Origin of the sequence: Pseudomonas sp. HMSC066A08 (assembly GCF_001813025.1) — a bacterium.
GTDB classification, from domain to species: Bacteria; Pseudomonadota; Gammaproteobacteria; order Pseudomonadales; family Pseudomonadaceae; genus Pseudomonas; species Pseudomonas aeruginosa.
On record NZ_KV811398.1, the window covers coordinates 1 to 447 of the forward strand.

General features: G+C 73.2%; 1 protein-coding gene. It reads right to left on the reverse strand.

Going from position 1 to position 447, the window contains the following annotated elements:
• Nucleotides 1-447 (reverse strand): Ig-like domain-containing protein (locus HMPREF2886_RS32450; protein ID WP_139148442.1); only part of this gene is annotated, 447 nt, incomplete at both ends.

Here is a 447-nt window from a genome sequence, read left to right on the forward strand (position 1 = left end):
TGCCGTCGGCGGTGACCTGCCCGATCGGGTTGCCGCTGCCATCGGTCAGGGTCACGGTGGCGCCCGGTTCGGCGCTGCCGCTGATCTCCGCGCCGTTGCTCGGATTGACCACCGGCGCGGCCGGTGCCACCGAGTCCACGGTGGTGCTGGCCGGAGCGCTGGTATTGCCGGTCGGGTCGCTGGCCGTGGCGTTGACCACGGTGCCGTTGGCCAGCGGCGTGGACGGCGTGAAGCTCCAGTTGCCGCTGCCGTCGGCGGTGACCTGCCCGATCGGGTTGCCATTGCCGTCGGTCAGGGTCACGGTAGCGCCCGGCTCGGCGGTGCCGCTGAGCGTGGTGCCGTTGCTCGGGTTGAGCACCGGCGCCGCCGGGGCCTGCGAGTCCACGGTGACGCTGGCGCCCGGGCTGCTATTGCCGGCGGCGTCCTGGGCCACCACGTTGACCACAG